This window comes from Pararhizobium arenae, assembly GCF_001931685.1.
Classification (GTDB): Bacteria; Pseudomonadota; Alphaproteobacteria; order Rhizobiales; family Rhizobiaceae; genus Pararhizobium; species Pararhizobium arenae.
Genome location: NZ_MOOY01000002.1, coordinates 64,670 through 83,994, shown reverse-complemented (window position 1 = coordinate 83,994; position 19,325 = coordinate 64,670). Strand labels below are relative to the sequence as shown.

The 19,325-nt window shown below is 59.1% G+C and carries 20 protein-coding genes and 2 pseudogenes; 13 read left to right on the top strand and 9 right to left on the bottom strand.

The window, feature by feature from the left end:
• The first annotated feature begins 18 nt into the window (after positions 1-18).
• On the top strand, positions 19-915 hold the full coding sequence (locus tag BLX89_RS03790; RefSeq protein ID WP_075289334.1) for a LysR family transcriptional regulator: 897 nt from the start codon (positions 19-21) through the stop codon (positions 913-915).
• Here the strand turns inward: BLX89_RS03790 and BLX89_RS24765 are convergent.
• Positions 885-1,151, bottom strand: a complete 267-nt coding sequence (locus BLX89_RS24765; RefSeq protein ID WP_198935127.1) for a hypothetical protein — start codon at positions 1,149-1,151, stop codon at positions 885-887. The genes BLX89_RS03790 and BLX89_RS24765 overlap by 31 nt on opposite strands.
• On the opposite strand from BLX89_RS24765, the gene BLX89_RS03785 reads away from it, so the two are divergent.
• The 3 genes from BLX89_RS03785 to BLX89_RS03775 all read left to right on the top strand — a co-directional run bounded on the left by BLX89_RS03785 (position 1,084) and on the right by BLX89_RS03775 (position 2,448).
• Positions 1,084-1,710 carry a hypothetical protein gene (locus tag BLX89_RS03785; protein WP_075289333.1) on the top strand — a complete coding sequence of 209 codons (627 nt, stop codon included), beginning with the start codon at positions 1,084-1,086 and terminating at the stop codon, positions 1,708-1,710. The two genes, BLX89_RS24765 and BLX89_RS03785, sit on opposite strands and share 68 nt — an antisense overlap.
• Before the next feature lie 25 nt (positions 1,711-1,735).
• Positions 1,736-1,927, top strand: coding sequence for a hypothetical protein (locus BLX89_RS03780; RefSeq protein ID WP_143523482.1), 192 nt, complete (start codon positions 1,736-1,738; stop codon positions 1,925-1,927).
• A 206-nt stretch (positions 1,928-2,133) separates the two neighbouring features.
• Positions 2,134-2,448 (top strand): hypothetical protein, encoded by a 315-nt coding sequence (locus BLX89_RS03775; protein WP_342587585.1) that lies wholly within the window; start codon positions 2,134-2,136, stop codon positions 2,446-2,448.
• A 142-nt stretch (positions 2,449-2,590) separates the two neighbouring features.
• Here the strand turns inward: BLX89_RS03775 and BLX89_RS03770 are convergent, their stop codons facing one another.
• Together BLX89_RS03770 and BLX89_RS03765 are read right to left on the bottom strand one after the other, a co-directional pair.
• Positions 2,591-2,992, bottom strand: a complete 402-nt coding sequence (locus BLX89_RS03770; RefSeq protein ID WP_075289331.1) for a response regulator — start codon at positions 2,990-2,992, stop codon at positions 2,591-2,593.
• 210 nt (positions 2,993-3,202) lie between these two features.
• Positions 3,203-3,427 (bottom strand): hypothetical protein, encoded by a 225-nt coding sequence (locus BLX89_RS03765; protein WP_143523481.1) that lies wholly within the window; start codon positions 3,425-3,427, stop codon positions 3,203-3,205.
• Between the two features lie 397 nt (positions 3,428-3,824).
• Here BLX89_RS03765 and BLX89_RS03760 point away from each other — a divergent pair, with 397 nt between their 5' ends.
• From BLX89_RS03760 to BLX89_RS03730, 6 genes and pseudogenes are all read left to right on the top strand, one after another.
• Positions 3,825-4,571: a GntR family transcriptional regulator gene (locus BLX89_RS03760; protein ID WP_075289329.1), complete on the top strand. Its 747-nt coding sequence runs from the start codon at positions 3,825-3,827 to the stop codon at positions 4,569-4,571.
• Positions 4,572-4,709: 138 nt separating this feature from the next.
• Positions 4,710-6,199, top strand: a pseudogene (locus tag BLX89_RS25400) (putative N-acetylmannosamine-6-phosphate 2-epimerase).
• On the top strand, positions 6,196-7,524 hold the full coding sequence (locus BLX89_RS03745) for an extracellular solute-binding protein (protein WP_075289326.1): 1,329 nt from the start codon (positions 6,196-6,198) through the stop codon (positions 7,522-7,524). Before BLX89_RS25400 ends, BLX89_RS03745 begins: the two are co-directional and overlap by 4 nt.
• A gap of 235 nt (positions 7,525-7,759) precedes the next feature.
• Positions 7,760-8,641 (top strand): carbohydrate ABC transporter permease, encoded by an 882-nt coding sequence (locus tag BLX89_RS03740; protein ID WP_075289325.1) that lies wholly within the window; start codon positions 7,760-7,762, stop codon positions 8,639-8,641.
• On the top strand, positions 8,638-9,459 hold the full coding sequence (locus tag BLX89_RS03735; RefSeq protein WP_075289324.1) for a carbohydrate ABC transporter permease: 822 nt from the start codon (positions 8,638-8,640) through the stop codon (positions 9,457-9,459). Before BLX89_RS03740 ends, BLX89_RS03735 begins: the two co-directional genes overlap by 4 nt.
• Positions 9,460-9,479: 20 nt before the next feature.
• Positions 9,480-10,547: an ABC transporter ATP-binding protein gene (locus BLX89_RS03730; RefSeq protein ID WP_075289323.1), complete on the top strand. Its 1,068-nt coding sequence runs from the start codon at positions 9,480-9,482 to the stop codon at positions 10,545-10,547.
• 21 nt (positions 10,548-10,568) lie between these two features.
• Here the strand turns inward: BLX89_RS03730 and BLX89_RS24930 are convergent.
• Positions 10,569-10,925: pseudogene (locus BLX89_RS24930) on the bottom strand (LysR family transcriptional regulator domain-containing protein); the annotation flags it as partial.
• Between the two features lie 583 nt (positions 10,926-11,508).
• The gene (locus BLX89_RS03720) at positions 11,509-12,246 is read right to left on the bottom strand and encodes a calcium-binding protein (RefSeq protein WP_075289322.1); all 738 of its coding nucleotides are present in this window, start codon (positions 12,244-12,246) and stop codon (positions 11,509-11,511) included.
• Between the two features lie 336 nt (positions 12,247-12,582).
• On the opposite strand from BLX89_RS03720, the gene BLX89_RS24865 reads away from it, so the two are divergent.
• Positions 12,583-12,762, top strand: coding sequence for a hypothetical protein (locus BLX89_RS24865; RefSeq protein WP_075289321.1), 180 nt, complete (start codon positions 12,583-12,585; stop codon positions 12,760-12,762).
• A gap of 313 nt (positions 12,763-13,075) precedes the next feature.
• Here the strand turns inward: BLX89_RS24865 and BLX89_RS03710 are convergent, their stop codons facing one another.
• The 3 genes from BLX89_RS03710 to BLX89_RS03700 form a co-directional block, all read right to left on the bottom strand.
• Complete coding sequence (locus BLX89_RS03710; protein WP_075289320.1) at positions 13,076-13,792, bottom strand: DUF6065 family protein; 717 nt, start codon at positions 13,790-13,792, stop codon at positions 13,076-13,078.
• A gap of 201 nt (positions 13,793-13,993) precedes the next feature.
• A complete protein-coding gene (locus BLX89_RS03705) occupies positions 13,994-14,740 on the bottom strand; it encodes an anti-sigma factor family protein (RefSeq protein WP_075289319.1) in 747 nt (248 codons plus the stop codon).
• The gene (locus BLX89_RS03700; RefSeq protein ID WP_075289318.1) at positions 14,737-15,279 is read right to left on the bottom strand and encodes an RNA polymerase sigma factor; all 543 of its coding nucleotides are present in this window, start codon (positions 15,277-15,279) and stop codon (positions 14,737-14,739) included. Before BLX89_RS03700 ends, BLX89_RS03705 begins: the two co-directional genes overlap by 4 nt.
• 92 nt (positions 15,280-15,371) lie before the next feature.
• Between BLX89_RS03700 and BLX89_RS03695 the strand changes: the two genes are divergently transcribed.
• Positions 15,372-16,775: a S8 family serine peptidase gene (locus BLX89_RS03695; RefSeq protein WP_075289317.1), complete on the top strand. Its 1,404-nt coding sequence runs from the start codon at positions 15,372-15,374 to the stop codon at positions 16,773-16,775.
• Positions 16,776-16,866: 91 nt separating this feature from the next.
• On the opposite strand, the gene BLX89_RS03690 is transcribed toward BLX89_RS03695, so the two are convergent.
• On the bottom strand, positions 16,867-18,189 hold the full coding sequence (locus BLX89_RS03690; protein WP_075289316.1) for an ATP-binding protein: 1,323 nt from the start codon (positions 18,187-18,189) through the stop codon (positions 16,867-16,869).
• A gap of 237 nt (positions 18,190-18,426) precedes the next feature.
• Here BLX89_RS03690 and BLX89_RS03685 point away from each other — a divergent pair, with 237 nt between their 5' ends.
• The gene (locus BLX89_RS03685; protein WP_075289315.1) at positions 18,427-19,275 is read left to right on the top strand and encodes a MipA/OmpV family protein; all 849 of its coding nucleotides are present in this window, start codon (positions 18,427-18,429) and stop codon (positions 19,273-19,275) included.
• The last annotated feature ends 50 nt before the right edge of the window (positions 19,276-19,325 follow it).

Sequence of the window (19,325 nt, the reverse complement as noted above, 5' to 3'; positions counted from 1 at the left end):
GTTGCGAAAAGAGGGACAATGACTCTATCCGTTCTTGCTGAACTCGATGCCGTTCTGGCGATCGCCCGCCTCGGATCCTTCCGAGCCGCCGCCCTTGATCTCGGCATCTCCACCACTGCCTTGAGCAATTCGATCGCAAAGCTTGAGCAGCGACTGGGCATCCGCCTGTTCAACCGGACGACTAGAAGCGTGTCGCTCACCGATGCGGGGCGAACATTCGTCGAGCGGGTTGGGCCGGCTGTGACCGATATCCGTGACGCGATGCAGACGGCCCAGTCGTTGCAGGAAATTCCGAGCGGCACACTGCGCATCAACGCGTTTGCCACCGCCGCCCGAGAGGTGATGGAGCCGCTGATTCTCTCGTTCCTCCAGCGCTATCCGCAGGTGCATATCGACCTGGTCACGGAAGGCCGGATCGTCGATATCGTCGCAGCGGGCTTCGACCTTGGCCTGAGGCCGGCGGATCTCGTTCCCGCTGACATGATCGCCGTACCACTCGGCCTCAAACGCAGCAACGCCGTCGTCGCGTCGCCGGAATTCCTGCGCACGCATGGCACGCCAAACGTCCCAGCAGACCTCTACCGGTTTCGCTGCATCCGCGCCCGCCTTCCCAACAACGCGCTGTTCCGATGGAAATTCGAGAGAGACGGGGAAGCGCTACAGATCGACGTGCAGGGCTCGATCACCCTGGACGAGTCAAGTCTTGTCCGGATCGCGGCGCGCAATGGCATCGGTCTCGGCTACGTTATGGAGGCGGACGTGCGAGATGACATCGCTGCCGGTCGGCTTGTCCGTGTGTTGGAAGACTGGACACCGTCTCTGGCGCCACTAGCGCTGTACTACCCCGGCCGGAAGAACCCACCGGCCGCGTTCACAGCATTCATTCAAGCTGCCCGCGAATTCTCAAGAGGTTGAGCGCCCGAGGTTGCGTCGCGAAGCAACGGCTTGCTCGCGATGTTACGGGTTTCCAGCATTAATCGGTATTGTGTCTCCGCCTGGTCGGGAACACCGCTACCCAGCTTCATCACCACCTTGCAGACCGGGTGCATTGAACGACGATGAGGTTCGCACCATCTAGGCGGCATGGCGAAACGCGAAAAGAACGACATTGAGCTGATCAGGACGTGGACCTTGTCGACATCGGTCACCATGGGGTCGTCCGTGCGGGCAAAGGGGCTTCTTCAAGAAATCCAGGCGCGACTTCCCGCCACCTCCAAGAAAGCAATCTCGCTCGACGGGGTCGATCTGATTCTGGCGATGCCAGCCGAAGCGAAGACTGCTTTCAACGCCGCGGCATCGGTGATCTCCAAGGCTGTGGCAGAAGGGCCGTCCCTTCCCGTCATCCCGCGCGAAATCCAGGACATCCTTGGAATGAAAACGAGCGAGCGGCATCGCTGGCTGGCAGATGGACGCCTTCCCAGCGCCGGCACGAGAACCGTGAGACTTGCAGGACGCGCCCGCCAGATCACCTTCCATGTTTTCGATCCGAAAGTGGTCGAGGATCTTCTTGACCGGGGTGTCGTCGACGAGTGGCGTGTTGAGGATGCGGAGGCGAAGGCAGAGAAGAGAGCGAAGGCTGCATACCAGAGTAAGGTGACGCGGCTTTCAAAGAAAAAGAAGCAGGAGAAAAAGACGGACGAAGGCACCGACGATCTCACGTCGAACCTCCGCGGGTGGGAGGATTTCGATCTCGATGGACTGCTGCGCTGATCAAGAGGGGCGATTATGCCCGGACGTGATGAGGAGTTCGCTCTTTACTGCCACGGCAAGCTCCGTCCGGACCATCAAGGTCACCTCGGATGCGTTTCTCGAAAAGAACCGCTCCGCCATCGCCGATCTCGCGCGACAGTCTTTCGCGCTGATCAGCGAGCGGCTTGACGGCTCCGGAACTTTCGTAACACTGCGGCCCGACCAGCCAAGTCCGTGAAAGACTTTTGAAAATGTAGGCACCCTCCGAGCTGCTGTGTGCTCGACCAAGCGAATTGCGTCGTCAAGGGCTCTGCGGCCTTGAACACCTCTCATCCGCTTCCCAAATCATGCTCGACCCGCTGGTCCGGGCCCCTCTGGTGAAAGCCCTCGGCGCTTTCACGATGTCGGACCTTAACTGACAGATGCCGTAAGCATGGGACCAGAATGATGATCGCAGATATCGCCGCGTGGATTTTTACTCTGTTTGTCGTTGATCCGCTTCACGCCGAGATGCGGGAACATATCGATCGTGCAAACATGCCGGTGGAAATCGTGCAGCAGTCGCGTCAATGCCTGGCTATCGAGGGTCCACGCCTCATCGAGAGGGCCGGCAACGAACCCGGCTGGGCGACGGCGACGGCGATCGGCATCTCGATCGGGTGGATATCACCCGAGCGGCTATTTGAGGGGGCCGATCCCAGGTGCGGCGCTTTGCGTGGCCTGATTGTGTCAGAGAGCGCACGCGAGGCGGAAGGTTGAGCTTGGCAACCACCAGCTGCGAGCACGCTACCTGCTGACCTGAGGCTCATTGTGATCGTCGCCGTTCGTTCAACGCCGTTGCGTGCACGGGGTTGTCCAACGGGCACCGTCGCCCGTCGATTTCAGGCGCAGTGCCAGAGGTTTAGGCTACGCGAAGACGACCGACGTTGGCCTCGACGCTTGCGCCAGCCGCCACTGCTTCAAGCAGCATGTCGAGAATTTGTCGCAGTTGGTATGGCTTCGCTAAGAACCGCGTGCCGCCTGGAAGCTCCTCCTCCCTCAAAAGATGTCCACCGGACGTGACGATCACAGGAAGTCCCTTGCGGCACGAGGCCACATAACGCGTGAGATCAAGGCCGCTCAGCCCGCCCGGCATGTCGATGTCAGTGACCACTGCGCTAACGTCATTGATGCCCAGAACGGCCATTGCTTCGAGAGCGGTTCCGGCTTCAATGACCGAATAGCCTTCGTCACAGAGCGCCTCGGCAAGCATCATTCTGATGAGCGGTTCGTCTTCAACAATGAGAACGGTACGAGAGCACATGGCCGTTTCCTTCTGCAAGCCCGAGCTAAACTCGCCGGTCCAGTTTTAGATCGTCCCCCCGTCATGACTCTTTGCGAACAAACTTAATAAAATGCGAACGATCTTGGCGACGCCCAAAGATGTCTCATCGGACAGAAGGTGCTGCCCGCCGCTTTGATCAAGTCGACTTTGGAGCCTTTATCTGATTTGCATCACCCGATTGGGAAAGAACTAGCAGATCACCGCAGCGCCACTTCGGCCACGACGCGCAGATAGATCGCTGTGGTGACCGGGTACATGGCAGCCGCCTTGGCGCGCGTAGCAATCGCTGCGAAGGCGGGCGATCGTGCGCGTTTCGCCTGAAGGAATAACGGCGATATAGCGGGCGATTTCGCCCGGTGAGGAGATCAGCATCATCGCGCCGGCCGGCACGCCAGCGAAGGTTGAAGCCAGCATAAAGACATGCGGGTCCTTGGCGGATCCGAAACGCTTGCAGATAAACTTCCGCAAAAGTCTGCGGATCAAAGAACAGTCGAGCCATGACGCAGCCGAGCGGACTGTCGATTGTGGCCCGCTCCACCACCGTCACCCGCGTGCCCGTCGGCTGCGGTTCCAGTTCCGCCTGCCGCATGCCATGATAGCCCGAATCGGCGCGAAATGTCAGGGCAAGCTTCGACAGCTCGCGCTCAGACCACGATACCGGCCACGGTGTCATCTGACCAGTAATCGACAAGTCGCCAGCGCCAGCGGGAAAAACAGGCAAAATAAAGCAAACTGGTCGCGGAATAACAATACCAGTTTACCTGTTAAAAAAAATTTTGCATAAGGAAGCTCTTTTAAGCGAGTGCTTCGATTGAGCGATGTAGCGGTTCTAACCCTCCTCACAAAGGCTATGGCCAGCGAAAGTGGCGAGCCGCTTTATCGCAAGCTTGAAGACGCGATTAAGGCGGCGATCGGGGCAGCACATATCAAGCGCGGTGCCGTCATCCCAAGTGAACGCGCATTGTGTGCGGCTCTCGACATTTCTCGGGTGACAGTACGCAAGGCTATAGACAATCTGGTTTCAGACGGTTTCCTCGATCGTCGCCAAGGTGCCAAAACGGTCGTTTCATCCCGTCTCGAGAAATCGCTGGCGACCATGACCAGCTTTTCCGAGGATATGCGCTCCCGTGGGCTGGAGCCTGGTTGCGTATGGATTTCGCGTGATATTTCAAGACCTTCACCCGCCGAAATGATGGCCCTGGGGATTTCCGGGAACGAAAAAGTCGTTCGGCTAAAGCGGTTGCGCACAGCCGACAATACCCCCATCGCGATCGAAATCGCGACCTTGCCGGCACGCTTCGTGCCCAACCCGCAGGCGATCCAGGCATCTCTCTATGAATATCTGGAGGCCCACAGCGCGCTTCCCGTGCGCGCCCTTCAACGGATGCAGGCAAAGCCCGCCAGCGAAGAGGAGTGCCACCTTCTCGGCACCCCGGAAGATACCAGTCTGCTGGTGATGGAGCGACGCTGCTTTCTTGCCGACGGCCAGATCGTTGAGTTCACGCAAACCAAATATCGCGGCGACGTCTACGACTTCGTCATTGAGCTTATGCGATAATACCAGTTAAAGTCCTGTTGCAATCTGGTCTTGTCCTGTTACCGTGATCAGGCAACAGGAGAGCCGGATGTGCTGCTTGACATTCAAGCTTTGAAAAATGGACTGATCGTATCTTGCCAGCCGGTAAAGGGTGGCGCGATGGACAGTGCCGCGATGGTGGTCGGCTTCGGTCTAGCGGCGTTGGATGGCGGCGCCGCGGGGCTCCGCATCGAGTCGGCTGACTATGTCCGCGCCGTCCGTGCGGCAACAGACAAGCCGATTATCGGATTGGTCAAGCGAGACCTTGATGACACGCAGGTGCGCATCACGCCATGGATCGAGGATGTTGATGCATTGGTAGCAGCCGGTGCAGATATCATCGCCTATGACGCAACCCAGCGCATCCGCCCCGTCGACACCAAGACTCTGATTGACCGTATCCATGCACATGGCCGCATCGCCATGGCGGATTGCTCCATTCTGGCCGACGTTGAATGGGCACTGGCTGAGGGCGCCGAGATCGTCGGCACCACACTCGCCGGATATACCGGGCCGATCGAACCCACCGAGCCCGATTTCGCGCTGATCGCGGCGGCCTCGAAGCTTACGCCTCATGTTATCGCTGAAGGTAACGTCCGCACTCCCGAGCAAGCCTCGAAAGCCCTTGCAAGTGGCGCCTTCACGGTGGTGGTTGGTTCCGCGATCACACGCCCGGAACACGTCACCTCCTGGTTCCGCGCCGCGCTCGATGACACCCTCGCTTCGGCCGGAGCACGACCCGCATGATCGACCCGGACACTGTTCTCGCACTCGACATAGGGGGCACCAAGATGCTTGCCGCACTGGTGCGCGGAGGCGTTGTCCTGGAAACCCACAAGATGCCGACACCCCGCGGCGGCAATCCGGAGCAGTGGCTTGAAGCGCTGTTTACGGCCATCACGTCGTGGCAGGGGCGTTACGCGACGGCGGGTGCGGCGGTCACCGGCATTGTGGATCAAGGCTTCTGGTCTGCGCTCAATCGCAACACGCTTGATCTCCCGGATCGCTTTCCTCTTGCAGAAACGGTTGCACGCCTTTCTGGAGTGCCGGTTCTAGCCGCCAACGATGCGCAGGCCGCAGCCTGGGGCGAATACCGTTTCGGCGCTGGCCAAAACGAAGACATGGTATTTCTGACCATATCGACCGGCATCGGCGGCGGTATCGTCGTCAACGGCAAACCGATGTTGGGCCTTGCCGGCCATTTCGGGCAGTTCCGCGTCGCCGAGGATGTTGCCGGCACGCTGGAAGATCAGGTTTCAGGTCGCTGGATAGCCAGTCGGGCCAAGGACCATCACCCGGGGGCTACGGCACGCGATGTCTTCGCGGCTGCAGCCACGGGCAGCTCCTGGGCCAAGGACATCATTGGCGCATCGGCACGCCAGACTGCACAGCTTTGCCGGAATATCCATCTTGCACTCGATCCACCACGCATCGTCATCGGTGGCGGAATCGGGCTTGCTACGGGTTATCTCGATGCCGTGCGCCAGGCCTTGGAAGACCTGCCGCCCCGGCTCAAACCGCAAATCCACGCCGCCGCCCTTGGGGAAAATGTCGGCGTCGTGGGCATCGCCGATCTTGCAAAAAATCATCAACGAGGAGAACGGACATGACATTTACAAAGATCAAGCAAGGCGGCTTTTTGGCCGTTGCCATCGCCAGCCTGCTGGCCAGCCCCGCTTTTGCCAAGGTAACCGTGCTGGGCTGGCCCGGCGGTCCGGAGGAAACGGCGCTGCGCGCGGCAGCCGATGTCTACAATGCCAAATCCGATGTCGCCGAAAACGACAAGGTTGAGCTGTTGTTTTTCAACCGCGACGGCTTCTGGGACAAGCTCCAGGCCGACCTCGCTGCCGGTTCCAAGGCTTTCGACGTCAACCTGCTGGCAACCTATTCCATCGGCCGGTATGCGCCGTTCATGGAACCGGTCGAACTATCGGGCGAGGCAGCCTCGGTCTACGGCGAATCCGTGCTCAAGACCATGCAATATGAAGGCAAGCAGTTCGGTGTTCCGACCGACCTTTCGATGCACTTCATGTACTATCGCAAGGACCTGGTCGAGGCCCTGATGAAGGACGACGCCGCCAAGGCGAAGTATGCCGAAATCTCTGAAAAGCACCTTGGCAAGAAGCTTGAGCCGAAGAACCCGGACGAATGGACATGGGATGACTACGCCGCAACCGCGCTGTATTTCACCCAGGCCGTCAATCCTGACAGCCCGACGCGCTACGGCACGGTCCTGCAGCTCAAGAACCTCCTGTTCAACATCATGGTGTTCCAGTCGTTGCCACGTGCTTTTGGTGGTAACTGGATGGATGAGAGCGGCAAGATCACGGTCAATTCCGATGCCTACCGCAAGGGGCTCGAGACCTACAAGCTGCTCTACGATGCCGGCGCGACACCGAGCGATTCCTTGTCGTACGAATTTGCCGAAGCCAATGCGGCCTACACGTCGGGCCAGGTTGCCGCGATGATGCAGTGGAATGCTGCCGCATCCGACCTGACCAGCAAGGAAAAGTCGCCGACCGTCGCCGACGTCACGGAAACGGTTGCTCCGCCCGCTGGCCCTGAAGGTCGCTTTACACACATCCACGGCCTCGGTTTCGGTCTCAACAAGAACGCTGAAAACAAGGCCGGTGGCCAAGCTTTCATCAAGTGGCTTTCCTCGAAGGAAGCTGCCCTGACCTACGCCCGGAACAACGGCGCCCCGGCGCTGACGCCGGAAGTCGTCACCGAAGTCGCGAAGGAACGCCCTGATCTCGTCAAGCTCGGCGAGTTCGCGTCCAAATACGGCTATGTCATGAACGGCGGCACCGCTGCAAAGGCGCTGTCTGTCTATGAACTTCAGGCCAAGGAATTCACCGGCTACTGGTCCGGCCAACAGTCGCTGGACGATGCACTTGCCAATACCGAAAAGGGCATGGCTGAACTGCTCAAGTAACGGCTTTGCTGGCGACGGGTTGATCGCCGCCAGCATCAACCGCAAGAACCGACGCAGCGACGTGGGGCCGCCTAGAGTTTGTCAGAGAAAAGTGGGAACCGTTTTCCCGAAAAGACAAACGAAATCAAAGAAATTTAGGGTTCTGTCAGGTTCTGACAGACCCTAGCAATCTCCCAACCAAACGGACATGCCAGATGAACGCCTACCCAGTTGCGACACGAAGGATAGCGGTTCGATGAACACACAGGGCGCCCATTCTTCGGAGTTTCGGCTGCTGGCCATGCCGCTCGTGCTGTTCCTTTTGGTCTTTCTCGGCTTTCCGGCAATCGTCAACCTGATCTATTCCGTCTCCGACGTATCATTCGAGACGCTGCGCCAGCCCAGGATCACCGGTCTGTCCAATTTTGCCGCCGTCTGGAACGACAGGGCATTCTGGCAGGCCAGCTGGTTTTCATTTCGCTTCGGGGCGCTGACCGCGCTGCTCGAATGCGCACTCGGGCTGGTTCTTGCTATCTTCCTGTCGCCGCTGATCGAAAGGCGCAGCTGGTTGATGGCGATCCTGATGCTGCCGCTGATGGTGGCACCGGCGTTGGTCGGTCTGATGTACCGACTCGTGCTGCACGAATTCGCCGGCCCGGTGCCTTATTATCTCTGGGCCTGGTTCGGCACCAGTGTCTCCTTCCTCGGTCCTACCTCCGCATTCTGGACGCTGATCGTCGTGGAAACCTTGCAGTGGACGCCTTTTGCCCTGCTGTTGTTCTACATGGCCTATCGGGCGATCCCCACCGAGATCGTCGAGGCCTCCGCCATGGACGGCGCGCGGCGGTGGCATCTGTTGTGGTATGTTGAACTGCCCTTGATGGCCCCGACGATCGTTGTCGCCCTTCTCATCCGCTTTATTGATGGCTTCCGGGTTTTCGACAACGTCTACGTTCTCACAGGCAGCGGCCCCGGCGGCTCCACGGCCTCGCTATCGATCTACATCTACGAGGCCTTCTTCAAGCAGGGGGCTATCGGCAAGGCGGTCGCAGCGTCCGTGATCCTGTTTGCCGTCTCCTTCGCCGTCCTCTACGGCCTCAACTTCATTGCCAGCCGTCGCAAGGGAGCCCTCAGATGATCAACGCCCTTCGCTGGCTCGTCTTCGCCATCGCGGCGCTGGCCATGAATTTTCCGATCCTTGTCACGCTCGTCACGTCCTTCAAGAGCGCGCGCGAACTGTCGACCAACCCCGGACTGTGGGTACAGGCGCCGACACTCGACAACTATCTTGCGGTGTTCCAGGTATCCGACAGGTTGAACATATTTCTCTATCTGTTGAACAGCATCACAGTTGCCCTGATCGGAACTACCCTTGCAGTCGCGCTTGCACTGCCTGCGGCCTATGCGATCGCTCGCGGCCGGCTCGGGGAACGCACGCTCTTACCGTTCATCGTCAACTTGCGAGCCGTACCGCTGATCATCTTCGCGATCCCGCTTTATATGATGTTCCAGTGGCTGGCGCTGCTCGATACCCGCCTCGGCCTTGGTCTGATCCTTTCGATCGTCAACCTGCCGCTCGCTCTGGTTATACTGGTCAATGCCATCCGCGACCTCCCTGGCGAGCTCGACGAGGCAGCCCTGATGGACGGCGCCAATCGCCGGCAGATCCTGTTGCGTGTCATTGCGCCGGTCTGTCGCCCGGCCATCGTCACCAGCCTGATCTTCGGCTTCATCACCGCATGGAACGAATTCCTGTTCGGCCTGATGCTGACCACGTCGAAGGCGGTGCCGATCACCGTCGGCGCGTCCTTCTTCTTCGCCGCCAGCGGGGGCGGCGTGCAATGGGGCGTCGCCTCAGCCGTCATGGTCGTCGGCGCACTGCCGCCCGTCCTGCTCGGTCTCATCATGTATCGCCAGATCAGCGGGTCTATGACGGCCGGCGCGGTCAAGGGCTGATCTTATTTCAGGAGAATACCATGGGTAAGATTTCGCTGCGCAAGGCAGGCAAGCAATATGGCACTGTCGAGATCATCAGGGATCTCGACCTGGAGATCGCCGACGGCGAGTTCGTCGTCATTGTCGGTCCTTCCGGCTGCGGCAAGTCCACCTTGTTGCGGATGATCGCAGGGTTGGAGGCCACGACGTCCGGCCAGATCGTCATCGACGGACACGACGTGACTGCAGCCTTGCCGGTGGAGCGCAAGCTCGCCATGGTGTTCCAGTCCTATGCGCTTTACCCGCACATGACCGTTCGCCAGAACATGGGCTTCGGCCTGAAACTGGCCAAGCTTTCGGTTGGCGCGATCAGAGCCAAGGTGGATGCGGCAGCCGATACCTTGAAATTGACCCCGCTGCTCGACCGCTACCCGAAAGAACTGTCCGGCGGCCAGCGCCAGCGTGTTGCCATCGGGCGGGCGATCGTGCGCGAACCGGTCGGCTTCCTGTTCGACGAACCGCTGTCGAACCTGGATGCCGCCCTTCGCGTGGATATGCGGCTCGAGATTGCCAAGCTCCACCGTTCGCTGGGCGCCACCATGATCTACGTCACCCACGATCAGGTCGAGGCGATGACGCTGGCGGATCGCATCGTCGTGTTGAAAGACGGCCGCGTTATGCAACAGGGTACGCCACACGAACTGTATGAAAACCCCGCCAATCTTTTCGTCGCCCAATTCATCGGCAGCCCGAAGATGAACATTCTGCCCTGCAAGCGAAATGGCGATGGCCAGCTTGATCTCTCAGGTCAAGGGTTGCTTGAAATGCCGTTAAGGAGCGACGCGGCGCCCGTGCAGCTCGGCGCGCGTCCCGAGCATCTGTCGCTCGTTGCGCCGGAAAACGGTCACTGCCGGGGAACGGTCGAAGCCCGCGAGTACCTTGGCGGCACCACCTCTGTTTTTGTGCGCAATCCTGAACTTGGGCTGATCAACGTCAGCGCACCTGCGGACATCGGCTTCGGCATCGGCGAGACGGTAGGTATTCATATCGACAATGTCCGCTTATCGCTGTTCGATGCAGCCGGAGCCGCTGTCATCGCTTCACCGTGAAACGCCTTCTGCCATAGGAATTACGACTTGCCCGAGACGGATGCCGGCATCGAATCCCTCCTCCACGATATCGACGAGGCGGTCGGTCGCGACGATTTCCCGCTGGACACTGGGGTTTTCTGCAATCAGCGGACCAATGACCGATCAGAATACGAAGGGTTCAACCGAATTGGGCGCGTTGCGAACCTTGCCAAACGGCGTGTCGCGAAACTGGTTGAGGGCATCGAGCGCCGAGCCAATCTCGCTGAAAGCCGGCGACAGTTGCGCCAGCAGCATCGCTCTTGCATCGGTCAGCGACACGCTTCGGGTCGTCCGGTTGAGCAATTGGATGCCGAAACGTGCTTGAAGAGAAAGAGGCTGCCGAGACGATCTGGACGCTGGCAACAGGCTCGAATTCAAGCTGGGAAGCCGTCTACCCCGCAAACGCCTTCAATGGAAACTGACATGACAGAAGAACCGACTTCGCTGGCGCGTAAGCGAGCCGGACGATATAGGCCGTCTCATCGCCAGCCTGCTCTCCGACACAACCGCTACTGCAATATGGGTGGTGGTGCGTAGATCATATGGGCTATCCTGCCATTCAAGATCGGCTCCAGCGACAAAGAGAACGCATCGGTGTTGACCTGGATATCTTGCGGACAAACGTGCCACATACACAGTCATAGGGGTTACTTTCCACATCGAAACCATGCAGGCACCCACGTCGATCCTCATCTGACATGCGCCGCGCTCCGTGACGTGTGGAGGAACCTTCGGCCAGCACATGACTTCCACGAACTTCAGAAGGTCTGCCGGAATAAATCGGGTCAAGCAAAGTATGAGTTGGCATCGGGAGCAGAGTTTTGTGACGCGCGCAGTACAGAGCGGGGCGGGTCGTGAAAAGCAGACGCCACCGAAAGAGTCCAGTGGCGTGTGTTGCAGGGTCTTCTATTCATGCCGGCGTTCCCGACCCCCCAAAAAACTACCAGAGGAAGTCGTCGTGGCTCAGCTGGTTGAGACGCGTGTCTTCGAGCACGATATAGTCCTGACCGGACTTGACGATGACATCACTGCCCGACTGGCTGGACGCGGCGCGAATGTCGGAGAAACTGTCGAAACGGCCGTAGTATGACACGTCGATCCGATCATCACCGTTTTCGAAATCGGTGACGACATCGCGGCCGCCATTGAAGACGAACACGTCGGCGCCTTCGCCTCCGGTCATGATATCGTTGCCAGCGCCACCGTTCAGAATATCGTTGCCTTCGTGGGCGACGATACGGTCATTGCCGGCCTGGCCATAGATGTTATCGTCCCCCTCGCCGCCGCTGAGGTTGTCGTTGCCAGCCCCCGCATAGATGACATCGTTGCCTTCGCCCCCGCTGATGATATCGCTGCCGCTGCCCGTGACGGCGTAATCATTGCCCTCGGACAGGCTCAGGCGGTTATTGCCGCTGCCGGCATTGATGGTATCATCGCCTTCTCCGCCCCAGATGCTGTCGTTGCCGCTGCCTGAAACAATACGGTCATTGCCTTCTCCGCCCCAGATCTGGTTGTGGCCGCCGCCTGCGTCGATCGTATCGTTGCCTTCTTCGCCGTACAGGAAGTCGTTTCCGCCGTAGCCGTACAGCAGGTCGTCGCCAGAACGACCATAGAGGTAGTCGGTGTCGTTCGTCCCGGTGAGCCTATTTGCGTCGTCGTTTCCGCGTTTCGTGACCATCGTTCATCTCCACATGTTTGCGGGGCACCATTGCCCTGTTGCGATGGGAAGAACGAAGGGGTTTCCGGCTTATTCCGTCCTACGCGGGATTTTATGCGATACCGCGAAAACAAAGCTCCGGCAGTTGCCTGGCCAAAAGCGGGCAACACAATTCGGGCCGACTGTCTGTCCAACAGCCGGCCCGAAGTCTGTGTTGATGTAAGGACGTGATCACTTGCAGGCGCTATCGCTTGCTAATCAATGTTGCGCCTCCAAGCCATGCTGAGCCGCGGGCTGGGAAGAACTTTGAACCGCCCTTCTCTTGCGATCAGACATCAATCGTCGTCGGAAGAGGAATTGGATGATGAATTGGAGCTGGAGTTGCTGGAAGAATTGGACGAGCTGTTCGAACTCGAATTGCTCGATGAATTCGAATTGCGGTTGGAGTTCGAATTCGAATTGCTATTCCGCGACGAGTTTGAGTCGCGGTTGGAGCTCCAGCTGCCGCGCCGGTCGTCATCACGGTCGCGGCTGTAGCGGGAGTGGCTCGTCTGGTGATGTCGCGCCATTTTTTGCAGGAAGCGCGAGACCGGATCATCGTCCGCCACCGCCGGGGCCGGCGCGGCGATGCCTGCCAGCAAAAATGAAACGAAAACTGCAACAAGCTTTTTCATGGTGTTTCTCCTTGATGAACAGCCTTGTTGGCTGCAGCGGAGAAACGTCGGAGAACAAAGTCTATTCCAAAGAAAATTAATAATATCAATTATTTAATCTGAAATATTGTAGAACATGGCTTCGCCGCCGCGATCTGCGAAGGCGGCGGTGATAAGATCCATTCGGTGGCGAACACTTATCGTTGCGCGCGCGCGAACTTTCGATACCAGCCATCCGCAGCGAGCGTTTTTCGCAGGATTGTCGTGCGAACCATGCCTTCGGTCTCGCTCTCGGAACGGATATCCGCGTCCAGATCGGATGTCTGCCGGCGGAAGGGAATGACCTGCACGATCGGCGTTCCGCGCTCCAGAACGTGCAGGCCATCTTCGCCCGTTGCGAAGAACGGAAAATGAATTTCGGATTGATAGGTATCGGTATCGACAACGCCGGCAACGATCTCGAACACGCCGTTCGGACGATTCAACGGCGGAACGAACAGGCAGCTCCAGCCGGGCGGCGTACGGATTGTCCAGTAGTTATGAAACTTGCACGGAGGCAGGGGCTCGCGCGGATTGCCCGCAACTTGGTGGCTGGCGTGGTTGCTGACGAGTGTCCGGTCGAAATCCCAGCCGCAATCCACCCGGCGGCCGCCTTCGGAAATGTCCATGCGCACGGTGGCTGCTAGCCCGATGACCCAGCCGGCCGCCATCGCATCGATAAATGGCATGCAGCGCTTGACCGTTATGCCGCTGTTTGTTGCCGATACATGTGCGGTATCGACCGGTGGCAGCTTGCGGAACCATTCAGGCAGGGCAGTCTTCGCGCGAACGGGAGCGGGTATCACACCTTCATCTTCCTTGCGGCAAAGAAAAGTGAGACGCGGCTGCGGTTTCTTCAGAAGTGTGAGTGCCATCGTTGTTCTCCTCGGTAACGGGATGAGAGAAGAACGACGCTGACACGATCATATTCCCGAATGACCGAAGAATTTTTGGCTTTTCTAGGAAAAACATCCTGGCCTTCAGCACCAAAGAAAGGCGTGGGAGCTGTCTTCCGGGTTTCATAAGGAAGTGCGCCATAGCCGGCGCACAACGGGCACAGGAGCAATCATTGTCGCTTATCGGTTGAGTGCCTGCTTTTCCTCGTCGCTCGAAAGCGGCGCGCCGGCTTGGATAGTGGCCAGATAGCTGTCAACAGTTTCCTGGGACGAAGCTGGAGCGTAACCTTCGGAAACAGGCGTCGTCAGCGCAAGGCGTGTCGTCCAGGCATCGTCCATCCGGCAGGCAACCGCGAGCGTGCGGCTGCCTGCCTCCCGCAATTCGTATTCGCGGCACAGCTCGCCGCCTTCGGCCTGGAACGTGGAAACCAGGCGGAGGACAGAGCCGGTGGCGCCGAGAGGCACATCCTGCCCCGATGGCTCGCGATCGAGCGCTGTCGCGATGGCGGCAGCGGATTCGTTCGAAGCAGATCCGGATTGCCCGATGGAGAAACCGACAACACCGCTCATCAAGGCGACGACGCTGGCTGCGAGCGGTACAAGCCACCGCGGCTTCGCTCTGAGGGAAGCATCAGCCTGCGGCCTTGAATGAAACGCGACCACATTTTCTTGCGGCGTTGCCGTCTTCTTCTGCGCGTCCTCCGCAATTTTCCGGACTGAAGCAAGCAAGGCATCCGGCACGGGTTCGTCGATCAGCGGTTTCAAGGCGTCGCCGACCATCTGGCGGCTGTCCATGAAAACGGCCAGCCGCTCGGCAAGCGCGTCATCCGTGGCGAGTGCTTCCTCGATAGCAAGTGTCTCCGCCTCGTCAAGTTCGCCATCGGCAAACGCCATCAGTGTTTCATCGTCGAAATTCTGTTTTGTCATAGAACGCCGCCTTTCTTATCGAGCGAACGTTTCTCCCCGAAGCTTATTCCCGTCAATTCGATGAGATTTTTCCGCGCCCTTGCCAGCCTGCTCATCACGGTTCCGATAGGAATGGATAGAACCTCGGCTGCATCCTTGTAGCTCAGCTCTTCCACGCAGACGAGAACGAGAACTTCGCGCTGCTCCTCCGGCAATTTCTGCAAAGCATCGAGGACGAAAGCGAGGTCCATGCGCGCATGAGCAGCAGATTCTCCAGAGGGCACAACCAGGTCTCGCGCCTCATCAAGTTCCTGATGCGGTCCGGCCGTCTTTTGCCGGCGCAGGTGATCGATCCAGAGATTGCGCAGAATTCGGAACATCCATGCATCGAACCGGCTGTCCGGTGCGAAGCTGTCTGCGGCGAGAATTGCCCGCTCGCATGCGGCCTGCACCAAGTCGTCCGCAAGCTCACGCGAACGGCATAACGATATGGCAAATCGCCGGAGATTCGGCAGAAAGGCCACCAGTCTTTCCGGCACGCTAGGGCTTGCGCTTGTCATGCGATTTCTTTGACATGGGATGGAATAGGATGTCGAGTCAAACGTAAACGGCGAATGTGAATGAATGCGCGCAGCCGGAGGCGGAGAGAAAGATGTTGAGTTATCTTGCAGAGCGGGCGCTGCGCCTGATGTTGATTTCGCTCACCGCCGCCGCCGGCATCGTTGCATTTCCGGTGATGCAACCCAACAGCCTCACGATCGGCATGTCTGTCGCATTCGCCGATGACGATGACGACGACGACGGTGGCGATGATGACGGCCGCAGCAGTGGACGCGCAGATCGCGGATCGAGCGGTTACCGCGGCGAAAGCCGGCCGCTGCGCGACGTCTTTCGATGGCCTTTCCGCGCGGAAAGGGAACTTCGCCGCGCGCCCGTCCGTCGTCAGGCCGCCGTTCCGACGCGCGTCCCGAACGAAATCGTCGCAACCGGCCTCGATCAAAGCGCCATTGCCAGCCTGCAGCAACAAGGATTTGCCGTCGAAGATCGCATTGCGGTTAGTCTTGTCGGTGGCGACATGGTTCGGCTCAGCATACCGCGCGGCCTGAACCTGAACGCGGCGCGTGCCGCTGTCGTCGCTGTAAGTTCCTCGGCCACGGTCGACTTCAATCATATCTACCAGCCCGAATCTTTGGATCAGCCGAGCTGTGTGCGGGAAAGCTGTGGGCTTCTGCGCCACATGGTGGGGTGGCCGACAGGTGGAGACGGCAGCGGCAGGGCTTGCCTGAAATCGCTCCCCATCGGCCTGATCGACACGGCGATCAATGCCGATCATGCGGTATTTGCCGGCATAAAGCTCGAAGTCTTGCGACTGGATGAAAAGGAAGACGGAAGGTCGGGAGAGCAGCATGGGACGGCCGTCGCGGCTCTTCTCGCGGGAACATCCGGGGGCCGGTCCCCCGGCCTTCTGCCGGCGGCAGAGATCGTCGCTGTGGATGCATTCCGACGCTTCAGAAAAGGCACCGACATTGCCAATGCGTTCGATCTTGTTCGCGCGCTCGATCTGTTGACACAGCGTGACATCAGGGTCATCAACCTGAGCCTGACAGGACCGCCGAACCTGCTTCTCGAACAGGCCGTCGAGGCCGCGATCGACATGGGCGCCATACTGGTCGCAGCAGCCGGAAACGATGGACCGAAGGCGAAGCCGGTCTACCCTGCAGCATACGATGACGTAGTCGCGGTGACGGCCGTCGACAGCGCCCGCAAAGCCTATCGGCGGGCGGTACAGGGTAGCCATATCGATATTGCTGCCCCCGGCGTCAATGTTTGGACGGCAGCCTCCATCTCTGGTTCACGCCAAAAAAGCGGCACATCGTTCGCCGCACCTTTCGTTACGGCAGCCGTGTCCGTCTTGCTTGCATCCGGGCCAAACCTTTCGCCAGCAGAGATAGAGACCGCGCTCACCCAGTCGGCTCAGGATATTGGACCGCCTGGCAAGGATCCCGTCTATGGCTGGGGACTGCTCGATGCCAGCATCCTGTGCGAGAGGAGCTGAAAACGCATGCGTATGTCGCACAAACGCGCCTTGCGGGATATGCATATCGTTGAACGTTGTGCGAGTCCGACTCTGACCAGCGCTTTGCGCGTCACGCCGGTATCGTGACGCGAACGATCAGCCCATGCGGTTGCCGGTCTTCAAGACGCAGCACGCCATCATGCGCCTGCACGATCTCCGAGACGATCGACAAACCGAGGCCAAACCCCTTGTCGGCGCCGGTGCGTGCGGAATCGCATTTGAAGAATGGTTCCAGCACCTTCTGATGAAACTCCGCCGGGATACCAGGGCCATTGTCCGCGACTTCGATCGTGATGAGACCGTTTTTCGAACTCAGGCCGACATGGACTTCGGTGCCGAACTTGGTCGCGTTCTCGCAAAGGTTGGAGACCGCCCGGTTCAACGCGATCGGCTTGAAATTCCCGACCAGCCGGTTCGGCCCTTCGTATTCCACGGAATGGCCGATGTCCTGAAACTCATCGCAGATAGTCCTGACCACCGAGGCGAGATCCGCACGTTCGAGCGCTTCGCGCTTGAAGTCGTCGCGCAGGTAATCCAGGCTTTCGGACAAGAGGTGATCCGTCTGCTCGATATCCTTCAACAGGGCGTCTCGCAGACCCGCATCTGTGACGCGCTCGACCCTTAATCTCATTCGCGTCAGAGGTGTCCGCAGATCATGACTGATACCGCGCAGCATCCGTGTACGTCCTTCCAACATATCGGAAATCCGGCTACGCATATCGTTCAACGCGCGCGCCAGGGCCACGATCTCGACACTGCCGCGCTCCTCGAAAATCGGAGGACCAGTCGAGGCATCGGCATTGATCGCGGCAGCCGCGATCCGGCGCAAAGGCAGGGTGATTGCCCAGACCGCAAACGCTGAGAACAGGCCGATCAGCGTCAGCAATGCGAAAAGATAGTTCGATCCCCGGCCAAGAACATCGTCGCTCCAGAAGAATGTCTTCGGCAGCTCGCTCAGCACGACCATGGTTTCGTCATCCACCTTGGCAGCAATCACGCGCTGGTCGTTCAGGAATGTTCTCCAGCCTTGCAGCGGAACAGGAATATCGTCCGGCGGGAAAATCCATTCCAGAATAACCTGGATCGTCGGCTCGGTGGATGACGAACTCCTGAACAAAGCCAAATCGGACAGCGGCAGCAAATCCACTTGCAGGCCATCCCGCTTCGCGGCATCCATGATGATATTTCGGTCTTCCGGTGCCGTATTCGCGAGAATACCCGAAATCGCATGCACGCGCGCCGACATCCGCTCGATATCCGATATGTCTGCGTCGGTGCGCACCGCCCGCTCAAGCATGGGGCCACCCACGATCACAATCAACAATCCAAGGATGATGATACAGGTGATCTGACCGTTGATCGTCGATGGCCAAAGGGGCAATCGAAAGCGCATGTAACCTCCGAAGAAAAACAGACCGCACGCACTTGCGATAGAGACCTCTGCCGTAAACACCATATCGTGGCGCGGAAGACGAGCATGTTAAGTTTTGTTACAGGCGACGCACCTTCGCCCTTAACACAGTGCAACACAACATCACGCACGGCTCCAACGGCAGATGCCACAAAGCCAGGGTCCCCCATCTCCGTCCGGAACGATCGGACAGGTCTGGCTATACACTCTGGAGCAAACATGGACTTTTTTTACCCCGCCAAACAACGCGTTTCGCGCCACATGCTTTGCATGGCGCTTGCGCTCGCCGGAACGACGCTGAACGCCCGGGCCGCCGACCTGATGCAGGATCCGCAACCAACCGACCAGCAGTTCGACGGCGAGCGTTTCGCCAAGGACCCCGCATCACGCAACTGGAGCCTCATTCTCGGCGCCGGCGCCATGTTCGAGCCGGAATATGAAGGCGGCGACAAATTTGCCATCAACCCTATTCCCGTCTTCATCTTCACCTATGGCGAATGGTTTGAAATCGATCCCACCGGCGCGACGATCAAGGCTTTCGAGCGCGACGGCTTTTCCCTCTCCGCACGGGTCGGCTACGAGGCCGGCCGCGACGAAGGCGATGCTGATGAACTCAAAGGCCTTGGCGACATTGATTTCGCCGCGACCGTGGGCGTGAAGGCCGCCTATGAAATGGGGCCGCTCGAAATCTATGCGGCGATCGACCAGACCATCGGCGGCAGCGAAAGCCTGATCGGAACCATCGGCGCGGAATACTCCGCCCCTGTCACAGAGCAGCTCATTCTCGGCGCCGGCGTCGAGGCCACCATTGCCAATGGCAAGCACATGGATGCCTATTTCGGCGTCAACGCCGACCAATCGGCCGCGTCCGGCCTCCCGCAATACGACCCAGGTGCAGGTCTGAAGCGCGTCGATGTCAGCCTGTCCGCGACCTACCTCATCAATGAACACTGGATGGTTCGCGGCGAAGCGGGCGTCGGCGTCTTGACAGGCGATGCGGCCGATAGCCCGATCGTGAAGGAGAAAGTCCAGCCCTCGACATCGATTTTCGTCGGCTACAAATTCTAAGCGCTCGGCATCAATGTGGAGCAACGGAGCCCGGCCCTTTTGGTCGGGCT

What these genes read in the sequence shown, in the direction of transcription:
- BLX89_RS03790 (WP_075289334.1), top strand. Translation starts at nt 19, where the DNA reads ATGACTCTATCCGTTCTTGCTGAACTCGATGCCGTTCTGGCGATCGCC.
- BLX89_RS03785 (WP_075289333.1), top strand. Translation starts at nt 1,084, where the DNA reads ATGGCGAAACGCGAAAAGAACGACATTGAGCTGATCAGGACGTGGACC.
- BLX89_RS24765 (WP_198935127.1), bottom strand. Translation starts at nt 1,151, where the DNA reads ATGGTGACCGATGTCGACAAGGTCCACGTCCTGATCAGCTCAATGTCG.
- BLX89_RS03775 (WP_342587585.1), top strand. Translation starts at nt 2,134, where the DNA reads ATGATGATCGCAGATATCGCCGCGTGGATTTTTACTCTGTTTGTCGTT.
- BLX89_RS03770 (WP_075289331.1), bottom strand. Translation starts at nt 2,992, where the DNA reads ATGTGCTCTCGTACCGTTCTCATTGTTGAAGACGAACCGCTCATCAGA.
- BLX89_RS03765 (WP_143523481.1), bottom strand. Translation starts at nt 3,427, where the DNA reads ATGCTGGCTTCAACCTTCGCTGGCGTGCCGGCCGGCGCGATGATGCTG.
- BLX89_RS03745 (WP_075289326.1), top strand. Translation starts at nt 6,196, where the DNA reads ATGACATTTACAAAGATCAAGCAAGGCGGCTTTTTGGCCGTTGCCATC.
- BLX89_RS03740 (WP_075289325.1), top strand. Translation starts at nt 7,760, where the DNA reads ATGAACACACAGGGCGCCCATTCTTCGGAGTTTCGGCTGCTGGCCATG.
- BLX89_RS03735 (WP_075289324.1), top strand. Translation starts at nt 8,638, where the DNA reads ATGATCAACGCCCTTCGCTGGCTCGTCTTCGCCATCGCGGCGCTGGCC.
- BLX89_RS03730 (WP_075289323.1), top strand. Translation starts at nt 9,480, where the DNA reads ATGGGTAAGATTTCGCTGCGCAAGGCAGGCAAGCAATATGGCACTGTC.
- BLX89_RS03720 (WP_075289322.1), bottom strand. Translation starts at nt 12,246, where the DNA reads ATGGTCACGAAACGCGGAAACGACGACGCAAATAGGCTCACCGGGACG.
- BLX89_RS03710 (WP_075289320.1), bottom strand. Translation starts at nt 13,792, where the DNA reads ATGGCACTCACACTTCTGAAGAAACCGCAGCCGCGTCTCACTTTTCTT.
- BLX89_RS03705 (WP_075289319.1), bottom strand. Translation starts at nt 14,740, where the DNA reads ATGACAAAACAGAATTTCGACGATGAAACACTGATGGCGTTTGCCGAT.
- BLX89_RS03700 (WP_075289318.1), bottom strand. Translation starts at nt 15,279, where the DNA reads ATGACAAGCGCAAGCCCTAGCGTGCCGGAAAGACTGGTGGCCTTTCTG.
- BLX89_RS03695 (WP_075289317.1), top strand. Translation starts at nt 15,372, where the DNA reads ATGTTGAGTTATCTTGCAGAGCGGGCGCTGCGCCTGATGTTGATTTCG.
- BLX89_RS03690 (WP_075289316.1), bottom strand. Translation starts at nt 18,189, where the DNA reads ATGCGCTTTCGATTGCCCCTTTGGCCATCGACGATCAACGGTCAGATC.
- BLX89_RS03685 (WP_075289315.1), top strand. Translation starts at nt 18,427, where the DNA reads ATGGACTTTTTTTACCCCGCCAAACAACGCGTTTCGCGCCACATGCTT.